Source organism: Oceanobacillus sp. CFH 90083, from assembly GCF_009389585.1.
Taxonomy (GTDB): Bacteria; Bacillota; Bacilli; order Bacillales; family Amphibacillaceae; genus Oceanobacillus.
The window spans coordinates 200,654-224,314 of sequence record NZ_VIYG01000004.1 but is presented as its reverse complement, the minus strand read 5'-3'; the positions used below and the strand labels follow the sequence as shown (position 1 = coordinate 224,314).

General features: G+C 39.3%; 24 protein-coding genes and 1 riboswitch. Of the genes, 15 read left to right on the top strand and 9 right to left on the bottom strand.

Annotation, left to right across the window (positions count from 1 at the left end):
• Positions 1-2: 2 nt before the first annotated feature.
• A complete protein-coding gene (locus FLK20_RS07905) occupies positions 3-1,025 on the bottom strand; it encodes a FecCD family ABC transporter permease (RefSeq protein ID WP_152656021.1) in 1,023 nt (340 codons plus the stop codon).
• Positions 1,022-2,038 carry a FecCD family ABC transporter permease gene (locus tag FLK20_RS07900; RefSeq protein ID WP_152656020.1) on the bottom strand — a complete coding sequence of 339 codons (1,017 nt, stop codon included), beginning with the start codon at positions 2,036-2,038 and terminating at the stop codon, positions 1,022-1,024. The genes FLK20_RS07905 and FLK20_RS07900 overlap by 4 nt, the downstream gene beginning before the upstream one ends.
• A gap of 167 nt (positions 2,039-2,205) precedes the next feature.
• Here FLK20_RS07900 and FLK20_RS07895 point away from each other — a divergent pair, with 167 nt between their 5' ends.
• Positions 2,206-3,168 carry an iron-hydroxamate ABC transporter substrate-binding protein gene (locus FLK20_RS07895; protein ID WP_152656019.1) on the top strand — a complete coding sequence of 321 codons (963 nt, stop codon included), beginning with the start codon at positions 2,206-2,208 and terminating at the stop codon, positions 3,166-3,168.
• A gap of 88 nt (positions 3,169-3,256) precedes the next feature.
• Here FLK20_RS07895 and FLK20_RS07890 read toward each other — a convergent pair whose 3' ends face one another.
• Complete coding sequence (locus FLK20_RS07890; RefSeq protein ID WP_152656018.1) at positions 3,257-3,700, bottom strand: hypothetical protein; 444 nt, start codon at positions 3,698-3,700, stop codon at positions 3,257-3,259.
• 254 nt (positions 3,701-3,954) lie between these two features.
• Between FLK20_RS07890 and FLK20_RS07885 the strand changes: the two genes are divergently transcribed.
• From FLK20_RS07885 to FLK20_RS07855, 7 genes are all read left to right on the top strand, one after another.
• A complete protein-coding gene (locus tag FLK20_RS07885) occupies positions 3,955-4,797 on the top strand; it encodes an ABC transporter ATP-binding protein (protein WP_152656017.1) in 843 nt (280 codons plus the stop codon).
• A gap of 122 nt (positions 4,798-4,919) precedes the next feature.
• Positions 4,920-5,150, top strand: a complete 231-nt coding sequence (locus FLK20_RS07880) for a YesK family protein (protein WP_152656016.1) — start codon at positions 4,920-4,922, stop codon at positions 5,148-5,150.
• A gap of 404 nt (positions 5,151-5,554) precedes the next feature.
• On the top strand, positions 5,555-7,144 hold the full coding sequence (locus FLK20_RS07875) for a Vga family ABC-F type ribosomal protection protein (RefSeq protein WP_152656015.1): 1,590 nt from the start codon (positions 5,555-5,557) through the stop codon (positions 7,142-7,144).
• A 79-nt stretch (positions 7,145-7,223) separates the two neighbouring features.
• Positions 7,224-7,964 carry an ABC transporter ATP-binding protein gene (locus FLK20_RS07870; RefSeq protein ID WP_152656014.1) on the top strand — a complete coding sequence of 247 codons (741 nt, stop codon included), beginning with the start codon at positions 7,224-7,226 and terminating at the stop codon, positions 7,962-7,964.
• Positions 7,964-8,731, top strand: a complete 768-nt coding sequence (locus FLK20_RS07865) for an ABC transporter permease (protein ID WP_152656013.1) — start codon at positions 7,964-7,966, stop codon at positions 8,729-8,731. The genes FLK20_RS07870 and FLK20_RS07865 overlap by 1 nt, the downstream gene beginning before the upstream one ends.
• Before the next feature lie 359 nt (positions 8,732-9,090).
• Entirely contained in the window at positions 9,091-9,528 is a 438-nt protein-coding gene (locus FLK20_RS07860; protein ID WP_152656012.1) for a MarR family winged helix-turn-helix transcriptional regulator, read from the top strand.
• A gap of 20 nt (positions 9,529-9,548) precedes the next feature.
• Positions 9,549-10,148 (top strand): alpha/beta hydrolase, encoded by a 600-nt coding sequence (locus FLK20_RS07855; protein ID WP_152656011.1) that lies wholly within the window; start codon positions 9,549-9,551, stop codon positions 10,146-10,148.
• 28 nt (positions 10,149-10,176) lie between these two features.
• On the opposite strand, the gene FLK20_RS07850 is transcribed toward FLK20_RS07855, so the two are convergent.
• Positions 10,177-11,127, bottom strand: a complete 951-nt coding sequence (locus tag FLK20_RS07850) for a calcium/sodium antiporter (RefSeq protein ID WP_152656010.1) — start codon at positions 11,125-11,127, stop codon at positions 10,177-10,179.
• An 87-nt stretch (positions 11,128-11,214) separates the two neighbouring features.
• Entirely contained in the window at positions 11,215-12,072 is an 858-nt protein-coding gene (locus FLK20_RS07845; protein ID WP_152656009.1) for a VOC family protein, read from the bottom strand.
• Between the two features lie 245 nt (positions 12,073-12,317).
• Positions 12,318-12,362, top strand: a riboswitch (PreQ1 riboswitch).
• Between the two features lie 8 nt (positions 12,363-12,370).
• Between FLK20_RS07845 and FLK20_RS07840 the strand changes: the two genes are divergently transcribed.
• Both FLK20_RS07840 and FLK20_RS07835 read left to right on the top strand, forming a co-directional pair.
• A complete protein-coding gene (locus FLK20_RS07840; protein ID WP_152656008.1) occupies positions 12,371-12,853 on the top strand; it encodes a QueT transporter family protein in 483 nt (160 codons plus the stop codon).
• Between the two features lie 141 nt (positions 12,854-12,994).
• Complete coding sequence (locus FLK20_RS07835) at positions 12,995-13,771, top strand: DUF3891 family protein (protein WP_227994918.1); 777 nt, start codon at positions 12,995-12,997, stop codon at positions 13,769-13,771.
• A 191-nt stretch (positions 13,772-13,962) separates the two neighbouring features.
• Here FLK20_RS07835 and metA read toward each other — a convergent pair whose 3' ends face one another.
• Positions 13,963-14,898 carry a homoserine O-acetyltransferase MetA gene (metA, locus tag FLK20_RS07830; protein WP_152656007.1) on the bottom strand — a complete coding sequence of 312 codons (936 nt, stop codon included), beginning with the start codon at positions 14,896-14,898 and terminating at the stop codon, positions 13,963-13,965.
• 277 nt (positions 14,899-15,175) lie between these two features.
• Between metA and FLK20_RS07825 the strand changes: the two genes are divergently transcribed.
• Positions 15,176-16,774, top strand: a complete 1,599-nt coding sequence (locus FLK20_RS07825; RefSeq protein WP_152656006.1) for a catalase — start codon at positions 15,176-15,178, stop codon at positions 16,772-16,774.
• A 48-nt stretch (positions 16,775-16,822) separates the two neighbouring features.
• On the opposite strand, the gene FLK20_RS07820 is transcribed toward FLK20_RS07825, so the two are convergent.
• Entirely contained in the window at positions 16,823-17,317 is a 495-nt protein-coding gene (locus FLK20_RS07820; RefSeq protein ID WP_152656005.1) for an SRPBCC family protein, read from the bottom strand.
• 285 nt (positions 17,318-17,602) lie between these two features.
• Between FLK20_RS07820 and FLK20_RS07815 the strand changes: the two genes are divergently transcribed.
• Positions 17,603-18,223: a DinB family protein gene (locus FLK20_RS07815; RefSeq protein ID WP_370453174.1), complete on the top strand. Its 621-nt coding sequence runs from the start codon at positions 17,603-17,605 to the stop codon at positions 18,221-18,223.
• Positions 18,224-18,785: 562 nt separating this feature from the next.
• On the opposite strand, the gene aroD is transcribed toward FLK20_RS07815, so the two are convergent.
• Positions 18,786-19,556, bottom strand: coding sequence for a type I 3-dehydroquinate dehydratase (gene aroD / locus FLK20_RS07810; protein WP_152656004.1), 771 nt, complete (start codon positions 19,554-19,556; stop codon positions 18,786-18,788).
• Between the two features lie 45 nt (positions 19,557-19,601).
• The gene (locus FLK20_RS07805; RefSeq protein ID WP_227994917.1) at positions 19,602-20,831 is read right to left on the bottom strand and encodes an MFS transporter; all 1,230 of its coding nucleotides are present in this window, start codon (positions 20,829-20,831) and stop codon (positions 19,602-19,604) included.
• Positions 20,832-21,575: 744 nt separating this feature from the next.
• On the opposite strand from FLK20_RS07805, the gene FLK20_RS07800 reads away from it, so the two are divergent.
• Genes FLK20_RS07800 through FLK20_RS07790 form a run of 3 tightly spaced genes read left to right on the top strand, consistent with a single transcriptional unit; the run spans position 21,576 to position 23,535 of the window.
• Entirely contained in the window at positions 21,576-21,953 is a 378-nt protein-coding gene (locus tag FLK20_RS07800) for a GntR family transcriptional regulator (protein WP_152656003.1), read from the top strand.
• On the top strand, positions 21,950-22,831 hold the full coding sequence (locus tag FLK20_RS07795; protein WP_152656002.1) for an ATP-binding cassette domain-containing protein: 882 nt from the start codon (positions 21,950-21,952) through the stop codon (positions 22,829-22,831). The genes FLK20_RS07800 and FLK20_RS07795 overlap by 4 nt, the downstream gene beginning before the upstream one ends.
• On the top strand, positions 22,828-23,535 hold the full coding sequence (locus tag FLK20_RS07790) for a hypothetical protein (protein ID WP_152656001.1): 708 nt from the start codon (positions 22,828-22,830) through the stop codon (positions 23,533-23,535). Before FLK20_RS07795 ends, FLK20_RS07790 begins: the two co-directional genes overlap by 4 nt.
• The last annotated feature ends 126 nt before the right edge of the window (positions 23,536-23,661 follow it).

Here is a 23,661-nt window from a genome sequence, read left to right as displayed (position 1 = left end):
TTTTAATTTGTTTTCATCAACAGATATACAAAATAAGGTGTACTGACAATCGATACAACAATTCCTACTGGTATCGTTGTCGGTGCTAAAATATTACTTCCTATCATATCAGCTGTCATTAAAATAAATGCTCCCAGCAGGGCAGAAATAGGAATCACATAATGATGCAGCGGACCGACCAGTTTGCGGACAATATGCGGCACAACCAGTCCTAAAAAGGCAATCGCTCCGCCGGCTGCTACTGACGCTCCAGCTAATGCGACAGCAATCAGCAGTAAGATTCCCCGTTCCCGTTCTACATGCGTACCAAGACCAGATGCAACATCGTCCCCTAAATGAAAGACGTTTAAGTTTCTCGCTTTATTTATAGCAATTGGAATAAGTATCAGCATCCAAGGCAATAAAGCAAAGACAAAGCTCCAGTTCGCACTCCAGATCTCACCGGATAGCCAAATCGTTACTTGGCGGTAATTTTGCGGATCCATTCGCAGCTGAAAAATTGTCAGTAGTGCACCGAATGCAGCATTCACCCCAATTCCGACTAAAACAAGCCGAATCGGCGATACTCCTTTTTTCCAAGCGATGGTATAAATCAAAATTGCCGCCGTAAATGCTCCTATTAAAGCAATAAAAGGGAGGATGTAAGTACTGAGTGCACTGGTTGCCGGTATGGCGCCTTGAAAGAAATAGAGAAATAATACAATCGCAAAGCCCGCTCCTGAATTAATCCCTAATATTCCCGGATCAGCAAGTCCGTTTTGTGTAATTCCCTGCATAATCGTTCCAGAGACTGCCAAGCCTGCTCCAATTAATAAAGCCAAAATAATTCCCGGCATCCGGAATTGAAATAATACAAGCTCCTGTCTGTCTGTTCCCTGTCCTATCAGCGTCTGAATCACTTCTTTTGGAGAAATCGAAATAGCACCCAAGTTTAAGCTTATAAAGGAAAAAATAATCATTCCGACAATTAATATGCTGATAATGATCCAAAATCGAAGTCGTTTTTGCTTTTCTACTGTATTCATTTTTTGTCACCCCCGCTGCCTCTTGCTAAATAGAGGAAGAATGGAACACCGATAATAGATGTAATAGCTCCTACCGGTGTTTCGAACGGGGCATTAATCATTCGCGCAATCAGATCTGCATTCACAAGTAATAAAGCGCCTAACACTGCTGAGGTTGGAATAATCCAGCGGTAATCCGTTCCGATAATAAAACGTGTCATATGCGGGATAATTAAGCCGATAAATCCGACAGAACCGGCAACAGAAACAGCAGCACCAGTTAAAATTAATACGACAATAATGCCAGAAATCTTAATAAATGTATTATTTTGTCCCAGTCCGGTAGATAAATCATCTCCTAAGCTCAGAACAGTGATGGACTTCGCAATAGACAATGCTAAAATTGTCCCTATTGCTCCTGCAAAAAGGAGAATTGTTACCGCATTCCAGCCTGCTCCATCCAATCCCCCCGCAAGCCAAAAGCCGATATCCTTCTCCAATTGAAAATGCAGCGAAAGAATAGAAGAGACTGAACGCAGTAAAGTCCCTATTGCAACCCCGGCCAGCGCCAGTTTAACAGGTGTCAATCCACTGCTTGAAAAAGACCCCACTAAAAACACCAGGGTTACAGCTATGCCTGCTCCAAGAAAAGAAACAAACATTAGACCCACATTAGAAACTGCAGGATAAAAGGCCAGGATAATCACAAGCATAAATGCAGCACCATCTGTCACTCCCATGATAGACGGCGATGCAAGCGGATTACGCGTCATTCCCTGCATAACTGCTCCAGACATAGCTAAAAACGCACCGACCAGCACAGCTGCCAGGGCGCGTGGAATACGCAGCTCCCAAATAACCTGATGCGCCTGCTCTCCTTCGCTAAATCTGAAAACAGCCTGCCAGACTGTATATAAATCAATTGTTGTTGTACCATAAGAAATAGATAAACCGATCGAAAAAACAACCAGACAAACCCCTATGATATTAATTAATAATTTTGTTAACTGCGAAGAACGTGAAAACAATTTCATTTCTTGTATACTCCTATATTTTTTATCAAATATGCTTGTACGATTACAGTATTTTTGAAAATAAAAAATCACATAAAACCTGCTGTTAAATAACTTGTTGACTTTCTAATTGAAAGTGATTATCATTATCGTTAGATGTTCATTATAACATAAAAGGAGAAAAAGAGATGAACAAATTTATGCAAAAACTATATTTATTTATGCTGATACTTACCGCTCTATTCGCTCTTGCTGCTTGCGGTGACAGTAATGATAGCAGGTCTAATGATTCAAATACATCTAATGATACGGAAGAATCAACGGAAATCACCGTTGATTCAGAAATGGGAGAAGTCACTATACCTGCAAATCCGGAAAAAATTCTTGCTTCATACAATGAAGATACATTGGTTGCACTTGATGAAAAACCTGTTGCGAAATGGGCGATTGGCGAAAGCGTTCAGGATTATTTGGAGGAAGACCTTGCAGATGTAGAGACCATTGAATGGACACTGCCTTTAGAGCAAGTGCTGAGCATAGAGCCGGATCTTATTATTTTGGATCATACTTTAGATAACTATGAAGGCACTTATGAAGACTACGCAGCCATTGCCCCAACATATGTATTATCCGAGGAAGAAGCAAGTGATTGGAAAGTACGATTACAGAAATTTGGAGAAATCCTTGGGAAAGAAGAGGAAGCGGAACAGGCTTTAGCAGATTATGATGAAAAAGTGACTGCAGCAAAAGAAGAGCTTCATGAAACACTAGGCAATGAATCTGTTGCCATGATGTGGGTTGTCGGTGGAAAATACTTCTTATTTGAAGAGAACCGCCACTCTGCAAATATGATTTATAATGAATTAGGTGTAGAAATTCCCGGGCTTGTCGAGGAGCTGGGACAAGGGGAAGAAGCATGGAATCCAATTTCGTTAGAAAAGCTTTCTGAAATCGATGCTGACCATTTGATTATTTTAGGTTACGAAGATGATGAAGGTATCGAAGCACTGAAAAACAGTAATGTATGGAATAATACCGAGGTTGTTCAAAATGGTCAGGTATACTACATTGAAGATGAAAGTAACTGGACAAACAGCGGTTTAGTAGCTTCTGAGCAGACGATTGATCTGTTTGTTGATTTATTTAAATAAGCTTCACCGCGCCAAAAGCTGAAAAATAAATTTCAGCTTTTGGCCTTTTTAGGCTCCGGTCAGCTCAAGTAATCCAGATCTCCTCACCTTAGTTTTCAATAAATTCAACCGGCATATTTTCAGATAAATTATAGGCCAATCCCTCAAAATGACTTACTTGACCGGGATCTTCCATTTGTAATTCGCGGCTGCTAATTACTGCAGCGTACATACTAAAATCTTTCCCACTTTCTTTAAAATCACTAAAAGTAATTTTCAGCTCCTCGTTTTCATTTTCAAAATTAACTACAAGTTCATCGTCATTTAACTCATATATTCCTTCTACAGCAATCGTATTACTTGCTACATTGCCCTCTGAAAATTCCAATGTCACAACAGATGGGTATTTATCAAGGTTATCCATGTCCTCTTGAAGTATTGGCGTATAAGCAACTTTCAATGTCTTTCCGGATAAATGGTTGCTGTCATCGCTGCAGGCTGAAATGAAAAATACAGATAAAAGTGCTATAAAAGCAACAAAGCCTTTCTTCATAAAGCTCCCCCTCTTTTATAAAATGAATCATCTTACTATTAAGTATATTGTTACTCCGAACCAACAAAAACTTATTCTTGGAAGTTGTCCTGTTCACGATAATCCAAACTATTCCAAAAGCAACAAGGGAAGTAAGTATTTCAAATCATATTTGTCATCTAATTGAAAACTATTATCATTGACTATTAATCTTCCAGGCAATAAAATGAAGTTAGTAGCTTATACGCACCTTTTTAGGTCAGGAGGCGTTTTCATTGAACTCACTAACTGCAAAAAACTTAACACTCAGGTTCGGAGACCGGATTATTATAGATGAATTAGATATTTCAATCCCTAAAGGGGAAATCACTGTTTTTATCGGCCCTAACGGCTGTGGAAAATCAACTTTATTACGTTCTTTGGCACGTTTATTAAAGCCAAAGCAGGGATCTGTTATATTAAATGGGCAAAATATCGCTAAAATGCGTACAAGGGAAGTTGCGCAGAATATGGCTATTCTCCCTCAGGCGCCAACAAGCCCGGAAGGATTAACTGTATATGAGCTTGTTAAACAAGGCAGACATCCTTATCGTAAAGTCATGAAGCAATGGTCCAAAGAAGATGAAGAAGCTGTACAAAAGGCATTAGAGGATACAAATATGGCAGATTTAAAAGATCAGTCTGTTGATTCGCTGTCAGGCGGACAGCGCCAGCGTGCATGGATTGCTTTAACATTAGCGCAGGATACAGATATTATTTTATTAGATGAACCGACCACATATCTTGATTTAACGCATCAAATTGATGTCCTCGACCTTCTGTTTGAATTAAATGAAAAAGACGGCCGTACGATTGTAATGGTATTGCATGATTTAAATCTGGCAAGCCGCTACGCACATCATATTATTGCGATTAAAGACAAAAAAGTATATGCACAGGGAAAACCGGAGGATACGATTTCATCCGAGCTTGTATCGGCAGTATTTCGTATGCGGTGCAATATCGCATGTGACCCGATTTTCGGTACGCCAATGTGTATTCCCCATGGGCGGGGTAACTGCTTAATCAAAGATGCAGTACAGGAAAATTCCATACATCAGACACCAAAAGCTTTATAACTTATATATTCCCGGACAATGATTTCATATTCTTTTATTCAGAATTTGGAGCTTGTCCGTTTTTTTCTTTGTTGCTATCTGCGTGCCTCTCATAAAAGAAACCTTGTTAAGTGGGAAAAGAAATGGATGGTTTAACAGCATTTTTTGTTTATCCGATTGTCATAGGAATTATTATATTTTTGCTCAGTATGCTCTTCAGAGAAAAAAGAATTATTCTTCCTCTCATCACTTGTATGTTAAGCCTTTTATTCATCATGGCCAGTTTTCTTTTTGCGAGTGGCTGGGAAGGTCTCGATCTATTATTTATAGGAATCTGTATTTTAGTGGCCTCCCTCTTAAATATCTTATTATGACTGGAATCGCATGGTTTAAATTAAAAAAATCGGAAAGTTAATTATCCAACGCTGTATTTCTTCTAGTGACAAATGCTTCTTTTTCCGCTATACTGTAATCAACAACTATCGAAAGGGTGAACAAAGGGAACATGAAGTACTAATCCTGTTTTTTAAAGAATGAATTCAAATAAAAGGATGATAACAGCAGGGCGATCAATATGATTTTGCTGTGTTATTTTTCATGCTTTTATGGAATGATTTCAGAACAGGATTAGCCTTTATCCTTTGTGGTACCCGCATGGAATGAGCGAAACATATGCTTATATCCTTTTTTGGCGACCCCTGTTCTGAACGCAGAATAGGGGTTTTGTCATTTGCAGACACTCCTTATTCGATCCCTTAACAGATACGGAGATGATCTTATGACTATTTTAGAAGGACAACATATCAAACACAGCATCAAGGACAGGGAATTATTTTCCATCGAGCATCTGGCTGTCTATGCCAAAGCCCGGATAGGTTTGGTCGGTAAAAATGGCTCCGGAAAAACAACCCTGCTCAATCTGCTTGCCGGCAATATTCAGCCTGAACAAGGCACGATTCATATGTATACTTCTGTCGAGTTATTGCCACAATTAAAAAAGAAACGTGATCAAAAAAGCGGCGGTGAGGTGACACAGGCTTATATCGTTGAGGCTTTAAAAAAGCAAACTGGCCTTCTCCTTGCAGATGAACCGACGACAAATCTGGATACCGTTCATATTGAATGGCTGGAAAAACAGCTGTCTCATTGGCAGGGAGCACTAATTATTGTCTCCCATGACCGCAATTTTTTAGATAAGTTATGCGATGAAATCTGGGAAATTGATGAACAAACTTTGAAAATTTATTCGGGAAACTATACAGCTTACCGGCAGCAGAAGGAAAAAGCAGTGGAAAAACAGCGCCTGGATTATGAACATTATCAGCAGAAAAAACAACAGCTTGAACGTGCAATCGAGAAAAAAGAGCAAAAAGCACAGCGGGCAACCAAAACACCAAAAAGTAAAATCGGTTCTACCGAAGAATCTTTAAAAGGGGCTAAGCCCTACTTTGCGAAAAAGCAAAAAAAGCTGCAAAAAACATCCAAAGCTCTGGAAACAAGGCTAGAGAATCTGGAAAAAGTGGAAAAGGTAAGAGAAGCTGCCCCTTTAAAAATGACACTCCCTCATCAAGAGAGATTACAGCAGAAAATTATTTTGCGGATAGAGGATGTTGAAGGGACTGTTCCCGGGAAACAATTATGGAAAAAAGCCAGTCTAAATATAAAGGGTGGAGACAAGGTCGGTATCATCGGTCCAAATGGGGCAGGAAAAACAACCTTTGTAAGAAAAATAATGCAGAAAGATACCGGTATCACCTTAAACCCATCTGTTAAAATTGGCTATTTTAAGCAGGACCTTTCCACATTAGATCCCGAAAAGTCGATACTGGAAAATGCCAAAGAAACCTCTAAACACGATGAAACACTGATTCGGACAGTTTTAGCAAGGCTGCATTTTTATCGTGATGATGTGTTTAAGCCTGTGCACGTGCTTAGTGGCGGCGAACAGGTAAAGGTCGCATTTGCAAAGCTTTTTGTCAGTGATATCAATATGCTGATTCTTGATGAGCCGACAAACTATCTGGATATCGAAGCGGTGGAAGCTTTGGAGGGTCTGCTTCAGGCTTATGAGGGAACGGTTTTATTTGTTTCCCATGATCGGCAGTTTATCGAAAACATTGCAACAAAAATGATTGAAATCAACAATCAGGAGCTCACTTTTTTTGAGGGAAGCTTCCGGCAGCTGCATGAAGAACCTGCGGAAAAAAAATCACAGCAAAATCCAACAGAACAGCAGTTAATGATCGTTGAAACAAAGCTGACAGAAGTATTAAGCAAGCTCAGTCTGGATCCTTCCGATGAATTAGAACAGGAATTCCAGAAGCTTCTCCAGCAAAAGCGGACTCTTTTAAACCAGCAAAAGAAATGATAAAATAAAACCTTGCCCGGCAGGAGAGCCATTTCTCTCCTGTTGTGCTTTATATATCATCGCAGAAAGGATCCTGATCATGCAGCAAGCAAATAAACAAAACGGTAGAGCAGCAATGGGGCTAAATCACGTCAGCTATGCCGATGACGATTTAGATATTATTAAAGATGTATCCGGCTTCCTCCCTGAAGGAAAAATTACCACATTCGTCGGACCTTCCGGAGCTGGAAAAACGACGATTTTCCGCTTATTAAACGGGCTGATTTCGCCAACACAAGGAGATATTCATCTGTTTGGAGAAAATATTCAAACGATGGAACCGACTGCGTTACGGCGTACAGTTGGTATTGCATTACAGGATGCCACCATGCTGCGCGGCACGGTTTATAAAAATCTGGCTATGCCTAAAACATTGCAAAATCAAGCATTAGAACAGGATGAGGCAAAACATTTGCTGACACAAGTCGGATTAGATGCTTCTTTTCTCAACCGGGATGTAACAGATTTATCAGGCGGTCAGCGCCAGAAAATATCGATTGCACGTACACTTGTCAACCGTCCAAAGGTATTGCTGCTCGATGAAATCACCTCCTCTCTGGATCGTATCTCTACATCAGAGGTGGAGCATTTAATCCAGCATGTAAACAAGGAATTTTCCGTGACCATTGCCTGGATTACTCATAACTTAGACCAGGCATTACATATTGGCGATTATACATGGGTCATGATGAATGGCGAACTAATTGAATCAGGAAGTACCGATATCTTAAAAAATCCAGTTAATCCCCAAGTACAGGAATTCATAAAGGGGGAAGGCTAATGAGTTTTCTTACACTGAGCTTGTCTCTTATTTTTGTACTGATTCCCTTAGCTCTTTCCAAAACGCTGAAGCTGGGATTAGAGAAGGACACCTTGATTGCTACGATCCGTTCTATTATTCAGCTTGTGGCAGTCGGTTATATTTTAACCTTTGTCTTTGAGTCAGAAAGCTTTCTTTTTATCATTCTGATGGTCGCTCTCATGATTGGTGCAGCAACCCATAATGCCCAGAAAAAAGGAGCCTCCATCAAGGGTATTGTCTGGAAGCTGATTCTGACATTTGTCTTTATCGAGCTGCTGACACAGGGTATTTTATTAGGCTTTCATATTACACCTGCAACCGCGCAGTATATTATTCCAATCAGCGGCATGGTTGTCGGCAATTCCATGGTGCTTTCCATTCTTTTTCTTAACCGTTTCACAGCGGAATTTCAATCGCAGAAAAAAGAAACGGAGCTGCTGCTTTCTTTAGGAGGAACTCCGAAGCAGGCGATCCATCTGCCGCTGATTCATTCGATTAAGGCCAGCTTGATTCCGACAATTGAAAGTCAAAAAACAATTGGTCTCGTTCAATTGCCGGGAATGATGAGCGGACAGATTATTGCTGGAGCAGACCCGATTCAAGCCGTTCAATTCCAGCTGTTAATTCTCTTTTTATTATTGACTACAGCTGCTGTAACCAGTATTATGCTTGGTTTTCTGTCCTATCCATCTCTTTTTAATGAACGGATGCAAATGCTAAAGATTAAGACAGAGGCAGAAGATTAGGTTTAGAGATGGGAAAAAGAATCTTTCTTTAAAGAAAAACTTGACAAGCCAAGCCTGAAAGACGCAGGATTGCCTTAGTTGTACTTTTACTTTCTTAAAGTGTAATAATATTTTATCAACATAGCTTCAAAGCACCTGTGTCTACTGCAGGTGCTTTCCATTATTTATTAGAAGAATTGTAAATACCAGAAAAACAATAGACAGGCTTGAAACGATTCATTGGATTTAGCAACTGCCAGATTTAACTGGCTCCTATCATATTGACAAGCAAATTATAATTCATTATTATTTAATTAAATATATCTTAATTAAAAACATTTAAATCTGTACTATATACTTTTTAAAAAGGAGGCCAACAAATGTCTGAGAATTTATCACTAAAGACCTTTGTTATTATCATGAAAGCATCTAAAGCGTTAGAAGAAGTCACGAAACAGGATATGAAAAAACATGGCATGCGTGCATCCGACTTTGCTATTTTAGAAGCACTATACCATAAAGGCAGACAGACCATCCGGGAAATTTCGGAATCGGTACTAATCAGCACAGGCTCGATAACATACGTGATTGATAAGCTTGAAAAAAAGGAACTTCTCATCCGGACAAATTGTCCTGACGACAGAAGAGCAGTCTATTTAGAAATCACAGCTAAGGGAAAACAAACCATGGATGATATTTTCCCGAAGCATCAGCAGGTAATTGAAGAGCTGTTTGAAGGAATTCCGGAAAGCGATAAAGAGACCGTTATCGATGTCTTGAAGAAGGTCGGGCATAAAGCAAGCGATAAAGCATATTAAACAGAAAGGGATGAAAAATCATGAAATATATCTATGAAGAAAAAGCAGGTCCCACTGGCCCTACCCTGCTTCTCTTACACGGAACTGGCGGAACAGAGAGCGATTTATTACCCTTGGCAAAAATCATTGATCCAGATGCAAATATCCTGAGTGTACGGGGGAATGTATTAGAAAATGGCATGCCGCGCTTTTTCCGTCGTCTGGCAGAAGGCGTTTTTGATGAAGAAGATTTAATCAAACGCACGGAGGAATTACATGAATTTTTAAATGAAGCAAGCCAAAGAATTGGCTTTGACCGGAAGCAGATTACCGCTATTGGCTATTCGAATGGAGCTAATATTGCCGGAAGCCTTTTATTCCATTATAAAGATTCCTTGCAAAAGGTAATCCTGCATCATCCGATGGTTCCCAGAAAAGGCATCGACCTTCCGGATTTAACTGGAACAGAGGTATTTATTGCTGCTGGGGATAATGACCCGATGTGTTCACCGGAAGAGGCAGAGGAATTAGAGCGTTTGCTGACAAATGCCGGTGCTAATGTTGATATTCATTGGGAAAGTAATGGTCATCAGCTGACAATGAGTGAGGTTAAAGCAGCTGCTGGCTGGTATGCAAAGTAACAGAAGGAGAGCCTTTTCTCCTTCTGTTTTAATTTCTAATAATAATATAGACTGTATACGCTACATAGATAAGGGCAAGTATAATCCCCTCTCTACGTCCAATCCGGAAGCTTGTCCGGGAAAAAATTAATAAAAGGATGGTCAGTACAATCATTATCCAAATATCCGTGAAGATAACAGGATTGATGGCTAAAGGAGAAATCAGCGATGCTGCACCAAGCACAAATAAAATATTAAAAATCCCGCTGCCGACTACATTCCCTAGTGCTATCTCACTTTCATTTTTTAGCGCTGCCGATATGGAGGTCACTAATTCAGGCAATGAAGTTCCTATTGCAACAATAGTCAAACCAACTAAAGCTTCACTCATCCCCAGTGACAAAGCAATTTCTGTTGCATTGGTCACCACGAATTGCCCTCCGATAATAATTGCTGCCAACCCCAGAAGGGTGATCCATGTACTCTTTCCCCACTTTACATTGGAATCTTTAATAGCTTTCGTCTCTTTCCTGCTTTTCAAACCAACCTCAATAATGTAATACATGAAAATTGCCAAAAACAGGAAGAAGATGATTCCATCACTTCTGCTGAGGATATTTTCTGCTGATCCTTGAAGCAGCACATCGCTTCCTAAGGCAAATAAAGCTACTGCTGCCAATAACGCAAAAGGAATCTGTTTGACAATCATTTCATTTTGAACCCGAAGCGGATAAATAGCAGCAGCCAATCCAACAACCAGTGTAATATTAAAAATATTGCTTCCAACTACATTTCCCACCGCTACATCGGCTGTACCCTGTACTGCTGCAATAATACTTACCGTTGCTTCCGGTGCACTTGTTCCAAGGGCTACAATTGTCAATCCGATTAAAATCGGCGGAACCCGCAGCAGCTGAGCAATATTGGAGGAGCCGTCAACAAACCAATCTGCTCCTTTTACTAACAATGCAAACCCAATAATTAATAAGATATATTCCATGAACTACTCCCCATCTCTTATTACATATTGTGTTTTTATTCTACCTTAACTGTATTTGCCTATCCACTATTTTCAGGTAATTGCTTCTTACTTTGCCGACTCAGCCAGAAAAATTTGATTTCCTGCAGGATCCTTTACCCTCCCGTCATGAATAGAATAGCCTAAAGCTTCAAGCCTTTGAATAACCTTATCTATCTCTTCTTTAACTGGATATGTTATTGTAAAGAATTTCAATCCAACTTCATTAGAATCAGGGATTGGTACGCCTTCTCCATTCCATGTATTAATTGCAACATGGTGATGATAGCCATTATCAGATAAGAAAGCAGCTCCAGGATAAGCTGTTACCTCTTGAAAGCCTAATCCTTCTACATAGAATTTCTTCGCTTTTGCCAAATCATTCACATGTAAATGAATATGTCCAATCAGTGTTTCTTCAGGCATACCGCTCCATTCCTCAGATGCCTGTTCAAGAAGCCCATCTGCATCCAGCGGCTCCGTACTCATTTGCACCGATTCTCCTGACCAATTCCAGCTTTCCGATAACCGGTCTCGTGCTACTTCAATTCCATTTCCATCCGGGTCTGAGAAATAGAGTGCTTCACTGACTAAATGGTCAGAAGCGCCTAATTGCAGCGTATACTGTCTTCCTTCTTGCAGAAGATGTTTTAAAAATATTGCCAAGTCTTTTCGTTCTGGCAGCAGAATCGCAACATGATAGAGACCTGTTGTCCTTCTTTGCTTTGACACAACCTCTTCCGGCTGCTCCAGAGTGATTAAAGCCTTTTTCCCGTCCGCTGTAAGCATTGCTTTATCTGCTGTTTCCTTCATCACCTGAAAGCCCAGAAAATCTTGATAAAATTGAATAGATCGCTGTAAGTCAGCTACTTGAATAGTTATATCTGATACATGGATTGTCGGAGCTTCGAAAAATTTCTTTTCCATTTTATATTAATCACCTTTCTAGGTTATTTTAGATTTCACTAAAAATAATTCACTTACTTAATGTAACTAATTATAGATGAAGAAAGCCCAGCGGTCAAAAATGTTTTCCTGGCTTCTTCTTTTACTAACTAAAGACGCCCTTTTGAAATAATGATTCCATAATACATACGTTAGTCTGTCAAAATAATAAAAACCAATACAAAACCTATTGTTTTCCGATTTAAATACTGATATGATATTCGTTGTGTCACGTGGTTCGCAATCATCCCACGCTAAAAAACTAGGAGGAAAACGAAATATGAATATAAGAACTCTTGTTATAAACGGGATTATCGCTGCACTATATGTCGCCGTATCCTTGCTTGTCTCCCCAGTCGCATTTGGAGCGATTCAATTTCGGATATCAGAGATGTTTAATCATTTAATTATCTTTGATAAGCGTTACTTTTTCGGAATTACAATCGGTGTATTTGCCGCTAATTTATTTTCAATGGCAGGCGGGCTGGATCTCCTGTTTGGAACAGCACACACTGCTATTTCATTAGGAATGATTATTTTCTTAAAGAAATATATTAAGAATACACTGACACTGTTTTTTCTGAACACATTGATTTTCAGCTTTAATATGTTTATTATCGCTTTTATGCTAAACATCGCATTACATTTGCCATTCCTGCTTACATGGCTTACAACAGGAATTAGTGAATTCATTGTATTGCTGATCGGTATTCCGATTTTCTATACGTTATATAAACGGATACATTTTGATAAAATGATATAGAATAGAGAAAAGACGGTGAATCCATCGTCTTTTTTTATCATTGAAAAGCAAACCTTTCCTTCATTATAATAAGGATTATAGGGTCAACAATTGATAAATGCCGCTTTTTTTTTACCCCATACAGCCATCAGCATGAAGGGAATGATTAAAATGATTATCCGGGAACACAAGGAACACTTTATTTGTATCTCGCAGGCGGACCATGCTCATTTATCTGGAGAAATTCTAAAGCATCTGGACGCTGTTTATTTCGAGCATACTCCTTATCAAGATTCTGTTATCTATGCTGCTTATCAGCATGACATCGGCTGGGATATGTTTGACCGGCAGCCTTTTTGGAACGATAAAATAAACCAGCCTTATTCTTTCACTGATTTTCCAGTCATTCCAAAAATTGTTCTATATACACATGGTATTAACAAGGTTCAGGAAAATGACAGCTATGCTGCGCTGCTTTGCAGCGAACATTACAAACGCTTCCTGGCAGATTCCTCTTTGCCTGAAGCAAAAGCATTCGTTCACGAGGAAACAAAACGGCAGGAACGGCTTATCAGCACCTTGAACGATTTTGACAATGAAAATTTTGTGGCAGATTACACACTTTTACAGTTTTCCGATCTTCTGTCGCTGTTTATATGTATGCATGAGGCAGGCTCCACAGACCAAGACCTCCATCCTTTTTTTAAAGAAGGGTTATCCTTATCCAATAATGCCTCTGCTTTACCATCTGCCTATTCTATCAGCTGGGCAGATAAAGAGACAATCTCCATGAAGCCTTTTCCATTTTCATCGGCTGTTCCAATCACTTTAAAGTATAAAAATATCCCAAAAATAATGATTCAACAGCAAGGGTTAATGGATGCTTATAAGCATGCTTCTGGTTTATCAGAAACATACCGGATACAGCCTGGAGAATAATCGCTGTTATATTTATCGCAGTCCCACGATCTCGCGAACTTAACCTTTGTTCCTTGGTCAGTGGGGATGAAAGAAAACCCCCTCTGAATAAAGTTTCACTTTATAAAGCTGGAAGGTGTTCCAGCTTTATTTCTTCCAAATCAAAAGAGGCCCAGACGCATCGCATCCAGCCCCTTTACATATAAGCTGTATTATATATGCCATTCAATATATGCTTCCTCTCCCCATACATATGGCGTCTCTTGGTACACATAGTAATTCAACCAATTGGAAAATAGCAAGCTGGAATGGCTTTTCCAGCGATGCTTAGGACGCTTATTTGGGTCATCATCCGGATAGTAATTTTCCGGCAACGCTGTATCAACTCCACGGGCATGATCTCTTTCATATTCTTCTTTTAAAGTAGTTGCCGTATATTCTAAATGCCCTGTTGCCATAATATGCTTGCCATTCTTAGAAGCAAGTAAAAAAACACCGGCATCATCTGATGTTGCAATCAATTGTAAATCCGGATGCCTCTCAATCTCTTCTAAAGAAATCTCTGTATAGCGGGAGTGAGGTGCCAAAAATACTTCATCAAATCCTCTAACTAAGCGCTCCTTTGGTGTCAGCACCTCATGTTCATAAATTCCAAAGCATTTTTTTGGAAGCGCATGCTTATCAATACCGTAGTGATGATATAAAGCAGCCTGTGCTCCCCAACAAATATGGAGTGTAGATGTCACATGATCATTTGTCCAGTCCATAATTTCCTGCAATTCCTCCCAGTAATCAACATCTGTAAAAGATAAATGCTCCACTGGAGAACCGGTAATAATCATCCCATCAAAGGTTTTATCCCGAACCTCTTCAAAGGTCTTATAAAATGTATCCAGATGGTTCTGGCTTGTCGTCTTTGATTCATGCGAAGCCATTCGTAAAAAAGAAATTCGCACTTGTAATGGCGTATTTCCTAAATATCTTAACAGCTGTGTTTCTGTTTTTTGCTTTTCCGGCATTAAATTAAGAATGAGTATGCTTAAGGGGCGAATATCCTGAGCCACAGCACGCTCCTCATCCATCACAAAAATATTTTCTCCTTCTAAAATCTCTTTTGCTGGCAACTCTCTCGGAATTTTAATTGGCATGGTTTGACCTCCACCTTTTATACTTCATTTATTTTAAATGTATTATTAAATACTTCTAAAACATGGTTTGTGATCCATAGTACATTTCTTTCAAATAATTAGTCTACCCCTATTGTAATCGCTGCCTAAAAAAGTTCAACCCTTCTATCTCTTTTTCCTGTGAAATAATATTATTTCATTTTCACAACGTCTAAAAAATCCCCTCCAAAAACGGTTATTTTCATCTGGATTGGCAATGCTAATAAGAAGAAATTTATATGGAAATGAGGCTAAGCATATGTCTGACCAAGAAAAAAAGAACAACCAAAACCATCTCGAAAATGATAAAACATTAACTACCCGCCAAGGGCATCCCGTAACAAATAATCAAAATATCCGTACAGTCAGTAATCGTGGTCCGGCAACACTTGAGAACTATGATTTTATTGAAAAAATAAGTCATTTTGATCGTGAAAAAGTCCCTGAACGTATTGTCCATGCCCGAGGTGCCGGTGCGCATGGTTATTTTGAAAGCTATGGAACAGTTGGCAATGATCCGGTTTCCAAATATACAAGAGCAAAAGTTTTTCAGGATAAAGGGAAGCAAACACCTGTCTTTGTCCGCTTCTCGACGGTTGTTCATGGTAATCATTCACCGGAAACCGTTCGTGATCCGCGCGGCTTTGCCGTTAAATTTTACACCGAGGATGGCAACTGGGATCTTGTTGGTAATAACCTAAAAATTTTCTTTATCCGTGATGCAATGAAGTTTCCCGATATGATTCATGCTTTTCGTCCAGATCCAGTAACAAATATCCAAGATTCCGAGCGCTTCTTTGATTTTTGTGCCAACTCTCCGGAATCCTTTCATATGGTGACATTTATCTATTCACCATGGGGAATTCCTGCCAACTATCGGATGATGCAGGGATCTGGCGTAAACACCTATAAATGGGTCAATCAAGCTGGTGAAGCAGTTCTTGTGAAATACCATTGGGAGCCAAAACAAGGAATTAAAAATTTAACAGCCAAAGAAGCAGCAGAAATTCAAGGTGAAAATTTCAACCATGCCACACAGGATCTATATGATGCAATTGAAAATGGCGACTATCCTGAATGGGAGCTGCTTGTACAAATCATGTCTGATGATGCTCATCCAGAGCTTGATTTTGACCCATTAGATGATACCAAGCTGTGGCCGGAGGATAAATTCCCATGGCTGCCAGTAGGAAAAATGGTATTAAATAAAAACCCGGAGAATTATTTTACCGAAGTAGAGCAGGCTGCATTTGGAACAGGGGTATTAGTTGACGGGCTCGATTTCTCAGACGATAAAATGCTGCAGGGGCGTACCTTCTCTTACTCTGATACACAGCGTTATCGTGTCGGCGCAAATTACTTACAGGTACCAATTAATGAAGCGAAAAAACGTGTCGCCACGAATCAGGAAGGTGGGCAATTACGTCAGAAAAATGATAAAGCACCCGGACAGAATCCGCATATTAACTATGAACCATCTTTACTTGGCGGACTGGAGGAAGCAGAGCAGATTGGAAAAGAATATACACCTCATGTAGAGGGAAATCTTGTTCGTGAATCCATTGATCGCAATGACAATACGAAACAGGCTGGAGAAACCTTCCGTCAGTTTGACGATTGGGAAAAGGATGAATTATTATCCAATCTGATTGGTGATTTATCGACCTGTGACAAGCGTATTCAAGAGAAAATGATTGCACTTGCAGAGGAAGCGGATGAAGAATACGGACGCCGCCTGCGGGAAGGCTTAGAACAGATGAAAAAACATGGCACCAGCAAAAATCCATTAGGCGCAACAGATGCAGAGCAAGCTCCGAAGTATGCTGAAGATATAGGACATGATGCTGATCCTTATTAAAAAATACAGGTGTCTCAAAAGCCTAATTTTTGAGACACCTGTTTATTCTTATTCAGCATCCTTTAAAAATGGACGGATGATTTGTTTATAGTCTTCGTAACGCGCTTCCCATAAATCCTTTGGAAATTCCATCTTCCTTCCTTTTAATACCTCATCCAGCATTTCTAAGCATATATGCCAGCCGGCTAAATCTTTGGGAATATGATTGTTCAGAGCAGGGATATATTCCTTCAATAAAAGAATACAGCCATCCTTCGCAGACTCCAATTCAAACCGGACGGATCCTTCTCCCCATTCAAACTGCCAATAAGACTTTTCCTTATAATCTAAAATAGTGATATCCAAAAACTTCCCAGTACCATCATTCATATTGAACTTCATCATTCCGTCTGTACGCAGGTCTGCCACTTCTAAATTCGGCATCCATTGCTGTAATTTATTATTCTCTGTCAGAGCAGACCATACTTCTTCCACAGTGTTTTTCCATTCTCGTTTAAAAATTGCCGTATAGCCATTTTCTGCTTTTTCTAAAGTTGCTAGCATCTCTTCACCATCCTTCGCTTCATTTCCGTTTACTTCAAGTTTTTCATTCTTATTATTGCACAAAAATCTTCAAAAAATAAAATGAAACTCATTCAGTGGGGGTTTTCTTTTCATCCCCCACTGAATAAAGAACAAAGGCTAAGTTCGCGACATCGTGTCGCAACGCCTTTGTGACCTACATCCTGTAGGCCCGAACGAATCGGGCCGTTACTGGCTGTTGGATCTCCCGCTTAGAATTTTCGTTTTTCTCCATTCTTGAAGCAGGAGTCTTACAAAAGCTCTTCGATGGGACGAGTAATCGCAATGGTTTTCGGTGGGGCGAGGAATCGCAGTCCCAGTCCCAGCCAGTTACACTGCGATAAATTTAAAGGAATAAAAGGTGCTTACATCGAATTACTACTATATACTTTTTTTAAGGAAGTGATGGCAATTACCCACGCTAAAGCAATTTTACTGGATCAATTATCGGCTAATGCAAACGATCAAAGCTGGTATCTTTCTTTTGAGCAGGCTGTACAAGGAATTACAGAGGAGGAAGCATTCTGGAGACCAGATGCTGCAAATCATAGTATTGCTGAAATTACTTACCATCTTATTTATTGGAATAAAGCCTGGCAAATCAGATATGATAAATCTGATTTGCATGCTGTTGAGACACTAAAAGACAATGCAGATACCTTTGCTGTCCCTCCAGAACATTCATTTTCTGACCTGAAAGCGGACCTGTTAAGCACACTTTTACATTGGCAAGAGCTTATTACCAGCGAGCAAAAATTAGATGAAAAAGTTCCCGGGTTTCCTGTAGCAGCTGAATGGTGGAATTTGATTGGAAATACAACAACACATAATGCATATCACATCGGACAAATTGTTTATTTAAGAAAAATGAAAAAAACGCTTGCTTAAATGCATAGCCTACTTCATTAACGGAAGCAGCAGCTTTTTACTGATTTTTCATTATCGCTTCAAAAATCCCTTCTACTCTGACAAATATGAGGCTTGCTATTTCCGGTACAAAGAATCTCGATTTAACTGCTGCTACTGCAATAGTCCAATCGAGATTCTCTATTTTTGATATCTATTCATTATATTTTTACCTCTTTTTTAAAAAAACGCATAAAAGAAACTTTTTTTCCTTTACCATTATGCTTCTTTTTCCTCTTTTTACATTGCTCTGCCGTCTTCCTTACATCCTCCATTTTATAATCTATATGACTTTTCAAAGCCTCATAAGAAGATAACATCATGGGATAAATCAGCTCCTAAGAATAAGTTATTTGATACTTTTATTGTATCGGCTTCCCCCTTTTTACACATCGGGTTGGCGGCTGATTTATCCCTTGAAATGATATTGCTGCAGATGGAAGAAAACCTCCGACTTCCGGTTGAGAACAGCTCCGACTTCCTCCCATTTAAAATGTATGTTACATATAATCAGCGGGAGTTTTATGAACGATTACCTAAGTGCTTATTTGCCAGCCATCGATTTATCGATAATTTCCAGAACGTGATACAGCTCCTGTACAGGAATCTGCCCCGGAGCAGAGGCTTTTTCTCCCGCTCCAAAGGTTAAAACAGATCCAAAGACCTGTCCGGACAACCGGCTGATAACCCCCAGCGGTCCCATCGCCATCGTAATCACCGGCTTCTCAGTATATTTTCTCATTTCATTGGTTGCTGTAAGCAGCTCTAAAACATCGGCTGTCTCCTTTGGCATAACAGCGATTTTTAATACATCCGCTCCAAGCTCATCTGCCTGTTTTAATCGGCTGATGATTTCTGATTCAGGCGGTGTTTTTTGAAAATCATGATTGGAAATAATCACATATGTATTGGACTGATGTGCTGAAGAAATCAGATTTTTAACAGTATCCTCTCCCTGAAACAGCTCGACATCAATAAAATCTGCAAGACCTGTCCGGATCACAAATTGATTCAGGGATACATAATCTTCCTTGGACAGCACCTTTTCTCCACCCTCTAGATGACTGCGGAAAGTAAAGATAAGCGGAATTCCTTTTAATGCCTGTACTATCCCTTTTAAAACCTGTTCCACCGCTGCATGATTTTCTATCTCTTCAAATATATCAGCACGCCATTCAACAACATCCACCTTTTCTTTTTGATAACGCTTCGCCTCCTCAATCAGTGCTGGTGTATTCGAAGACATTAAAGGGATGCAAATACTCGGCTTTCCCTCTTCCAATGTGATATTTTTAACTGTTAATGCTCCTGTCATTATCCATACACACTCCATTCTTTGCTATATTTTTCAAGTCTTCTATCACGTACTATACCTGTTTCTTTGCTTTGGAACAAAATGAAAAACAACCCATGATATCCCGACAAGTATCATAATCATACTAGATAAATAAAACACAGCAGAAATGCCATATAAATCAATAATAATAAATGATAGTAAAGGTCCAATTGCTGCTCCTAAATCAACTGCAACTGTATGCAGGGTCATCATCTTCACTGGATCAGTTCTGGCAGCAGCATCCCCTGCCAGGGTATCTGTTATCGTTACAAAGCTGGTTGAAACCACTTGAAAGAACATAATGATGATTACTAAAAATATAAAAGATTCCACATAACCGATAATAAAAAATGCAATACTGCCAAGCAATAATGGGACCAGAATCCAAGGATACTTTTGCTTTTGTTTATCTGCAAAACTCCCAATAACAGGAGCAAATACAGGGTCCCATGCCCAACGGATTGCTTGAATAATTCCAGCAAGTGTTGCAGCACCAATAACGATACCAAATACTGACCAATGTGCATGATAGGATTGTTCAATCAGCGGACTCAAGGTAGCGTTAAAAATACCCATGATGATAAATCCCATCGTTCCTCCAGTTATAATGACAAGGATAATATATGGCTGCAATATAGAAGGCTTTCCCTTTTCAGGCATATGACGACTTACAGTGACATTTTCTTTCCCGGCTGTTTTATTATTTTCAGGTACCAGCTTGAAGATAAAAGGAAATACTGCGACAGCTGCCAAGGCAAACAATGCTGTCACAAAAGGAATAGACAATTGATCTACTAAAAATCCTCCCGCCAGCATACCAGCTAAACCGCCTAATCCCCATAAACCATTATACAATCCCATATACTGCCCTCTCGTTTGTTCCGTAGAATACATTACAACTGTAAGCATTCCTCCCAGTTTCACAAAGGACCAGGCTATCCCCCATAAAATTCTGGCCAGCAACAGGAACCAAAAGCCCTGAAGCAGCCCATAGAATAACGTGCTTAATGCTGCACAAGCTACAGAAATCACTACACCTGACCGGATATTAAACTTCTTATAAAACATTCCTACAAATGGCGTAATCGGCAAACGTACAAATCGGTTGATGGATAACAGCACACCAATTTGCCAAATAGCTGTTAATCCAAAATCTTTCCAGTACAAGGGCAGCACAATAAAAAGCATAGCGTCCCCCATCAAAGTAATTGCTGTAATCAGGGCAATTCCGATAACTTTTCGTTTATCACTCATAGAAATTGCCCGCAATGCTTAAGTGGCAGCTAATTTTTCCCATTATCAGCCTCTCCTGTCTTTGTTCTAAATAATACATGGTTTTCATTCTTTTATTTTCAACTTCTCTTTTAATATATCACAAATTTTAGAATAATTCGCATCCACTTATTCTTAAGCAACCTCTTATATTTATGAAAAATTATATTCCATAGTCATGCACTTTTTGAAAGAAAATTTCTATATTGACATTCAACCGCAACACTGTTATGGTTATACACATAAGTATATAACCATAACACAATATGCATTTAAATATTTATTTTTAAAGGAGGAAAGATATGCCTTATGTAATTGAAGTCCGCAATTTAACCGCACATTATAAGAAATTTAAGACTGTTGTTTATTCTCATTGCTATCCTGCTTGCGGATGCATTTGAATTCTTACAAGGAGAGAGATGGAGGCTTGCTCCAATTAGGTTATTCTCCTCCAGTTTGCAAATTATCGGCAGCAGTTCTTACCTTATTTTCTTACTCATAATAGTCATTTTAATAGCTGTACCTATCGTTTAACCAAAGACGCATCATTTCGATTATAAAACGAAACTTCATTCTGTCAGGGTTTTAGTTCTTCTCCCTCAATGTTAGCGTCCAGTACCCCCTCCTGAATAGATTAATTCTCACTCTCTATTTTGAGGCGCGAGGTTTACGAAAGGTTATCCGTGATAAAGCCATTTCACATAAAGAAAGGAGGCTGAATGTACGATGTCTACACAATTCCGGAGTGATAAGCCTATTTTCATTCAGGTGCGGGAGCAAATCGAAGATCAGATTGTCAATGATCAATTAAAGGAGGGCGAACAGGCCCCTTCTACTAATCAGCTCGTTCAGTTTTATAAAATTAATCACGCCACCATCTCCAAAGGGGTTACACAGCTTGTAGATGAGGGCATTCTATACAAAAAGCGGGGTGTCGGCATGTTTGTTGCAGATGGAGCAAAACAAAAACTCGTTCAAAAAAGAAAGCAGGCGTTTATGGATAATTACATTATCGGTTTAGTCCAGGAAGCAGAGAAGCTTCGTATTACAGAAGAAGAAATCATTGATTTAATCAAAAGAGCGCGAAAGGAGAATAAAGCATGAGCTATGCGATTGAAGCAAAAGATGTCAGTGTAAAATATAAAGATTTTACAGCTATTAATCAAGTCAGTTTTCAACTGGAACCTGATAAAATTCACGGTTTATTAGGAAGAAACGGTGCGGGAAAAACAACCTTATTATCTGTTCTGGCAGCTTTTCGAAAAGCAGATGCCGGAAGCCTCACGATTGATGGCGAAAACCCTTTTGAGAATCCAGGAATTATGCAGAATACGATCTTTATTTTCGATCAGCATAAGGATTTAGAATATAGCTATGAAAAAATTGAAGATACACTGAAGAGCATGGCTGATTTCCGGCCAAATTATGACGAAGCATACGCTTTTCAACTGGCTAAGAAGTTCAAGCTGCCTTTAACTAAAAAAGTAAATCAGCTGTCCAAAGGGAAAAAGTCGGCGCTTCAGGCTATTATCGGTTTAGCATCCAGGGCTCCTTTAACGATTTTTGATGAAGCTTATTTAGGAATGGATGCACCGACGAGAGAAATTTTTTATAAAGAAATTTTAAATGATCAGGAAGAGCATCCAAGAACGATTATTTTTTCTACGCATCTTGTTTCGGAAACAGATTACCTGTTTGATGAGGTATTGATGATTCATCAAGGAAAGGTGCTGTTACAAGATACAAATGAACAGGTCATCTCCAAAGGTTTTTCTGTCACAGGCTCTCTTAAGCAAATAGATGCTTTCGCAAAGGACTTGGAGGTTTTAAACAGTCAAATGCTCGGCGGAACGAAATCTGTCATGGTATATGGTGAACTATCTGAACAGCAAAAAAATGCCGCAAATCAAGCCGGACTCGAAGTTGGACCGCTCTCTCTTCATGATTTGTTTGTGCATTTGACAAAGGAGGAAGATGAATGAATTCGATTATCTTAACACCGAAAAAAATAACCCGATTGTTATTTGGGGAGCAAGTGAAGTGGACAATGTGGTTTCTTTCCTTCATGTTTGTCATTTACATTGTTGTCGTAAGCCTGGTATCCGGTCCGCATTCCTCTTTTGTAGATCTGGCAAGCTTCTCAAATGGATCATCGGCTATTTACATGTTGGTTATCGGTATTTTGACAACAACCGTTTTCTTTCCGTATTACATGCAGCAGGGTGCAACCAGAAAAAATTTCTTTCTTGGTACGATGCTGGCATCAGCACTGCTGGCAATTACAATTACCGTTATAATCATTCTGTTAAGCTTCATCCTCCAATTTGCAGCTGGATGGGCAGGCTGGAATATTCATACACAAGAGGTTGATTTCACAAGCAGCTTCTCAGCGTTCATTTATACCTTCATCAGCTTTGTAATTTCGCATCTTATTTATTTTTTAATCGGCTGGGTGATTGGTCTGACCTTCTATCGCGCTGGCTGGTTATATGGGATGTTATCCATCGCATTTGGTATTATTTGTTTAGGAATCACAGGGATTCTACTTGAAATTACGCATATTTCCTTCTTTACACAACAAATAAATTTACCAATATTTGTATCCGTCCCTTTAAGTCTTGTATTAATCGTTATCCTTTTTGTAATTAATCACCGCCTGATAAAAGACGTAACTGTGAAAATATGATTTTGTCTCTATTTCGTTGAAAAATGAATAAACAGAATAACAGCACATTTTTTTGATAAAAGCTTATTTGAATGATGGAATCAAAAAGAGTAAAGCATATCCACAGTGAGGCATGCTTTACTCTTT